Raw genomic sequence first — 1,352 nt, forward strand, 5'->3', positions numbered from 1 at the left:
CACTGGCGCGGCCACACCGTTAATGACACCAGCTGGGCAGCCTGAACTGTCCAGCTCGCCGTCAGCACTGAGTTGTTGTCCGTAGCCCTTCAGGCTATAGCGTATGGCATCTAACTCGGCCCAGCTTGTAATGTCGATTAAGCCATCGGCATCGGCATCGGCATCGGGAATCCCGTCGTTATTGTCGTCGGTATCTTCTGCATTGCTGAGACCGTCATTATCGGTATCCTTTGGGTAGGCATCCAATGTTAGGCCTGAATCCCCTTGACAGCTTGCGTCACAGCCTTCTGCCCAGGCATCGGGTAGGCCGTCGAGATCGGCATCTGCAATCGCAGCTGGGCTTGCGGGGACTTGGTCCAGGGTTAAGCCGGAGGCTGCTCGACAGGCGGAATCGCAGCCTAAGGACCAGGCATCAGGGGCGCCGTCTCCGTCGCTGTCTACACTGGCAGCAATATTATTGGGAAAGACATCGTCACCATCCAGCGCACCATCGCCGTCACTATCGCGGTAGATCACGCCGCTAATACGCAGGCCTGGCAATTGAGTGGCCGTACCAAAGTCCCAGCGGGGCTCGCCGTCATTGGTTAGTGCCTCAGCCCAGCCCACATAGAGGTTAACGCTAGTGCAATCGTTATTATCGGCACTGGTAGGGCATTGCAATTCGGCTAGGGCCGCACCGCTACCCGCATTACCGGTACTGCGAGTTGTTGAGTCCGTCCACCAGTAGTTATAACTACGGGTACCACTAAAATAACCAACATTGCTGTTATACGCGCCGCCACCGGTAGACAGATTGCGGCTCGCCACACTTGTTACAGACCACGCTTGCCCCACCAAAGAACCAAGGTAATCGTCCCCTGCAACAGCCCCAGTCGCAAAGCAGTCGCTTATAGTCGACGCAGTTGCATAACCCACAAGACCGCCAACATAATAACCAGCCGCAGACACCGCCCCCGTGGCAAAACAGGCAGACAGCTCCGTTGAGCTTAGGTAACCCACCAAGCCACCCACGAAGGCGAGGGAACTAGTGGTTGATTCTACCCTGCCGGTTGAAAATACCTCCGTAAGGGTGCTGTTTACTGCACTGCCCACAAGGCCGCCCACATTGCTGCGCGCGGTAACCGACATTAACGGCCCTTGGAGGCCAAGGTTCTGAATAGTCGCGCCATCGATGTAGCCAAATAACCCCTGAGATGAGCTATCGGAGCGATTAATCATCAGGTTGTGGATGCTGTAGCCATTGCCGTCAAACACCGCCTCGAATCGATTGCTGCTGTTGCCAATCGCAATCCAGCCTTCGCCTTCATTCCAATAGGTGTCCGAAGCATCCAGCAGCTCATCGCCATTGGTAT

Annotated in this window: 1 protein-coding gene; it reads right to left on the minus strand. The window is 55.8% G+C overall.

All coding sequences use genetic code 11. The features are described from left to right. A partial coding sequence (locus IDZ20_RS05430) for a GLUG motif-containing protein (protein ID WP_281250544.1) occupies positions 1-1,352 on the minus strand: 1,352 nt, incomplete at both ends.

It is taken from the genome of Teredinibacter waterburyi, from assembly GCF_001922985.1.
GTDB classification, from domain to species: Bacteria; Pseudomonadota; Gammaproteobacteria; order Pseudomonadales; family Cellvibrionaceae; genus Teredinibacter; species Teredinibacter waterburyi.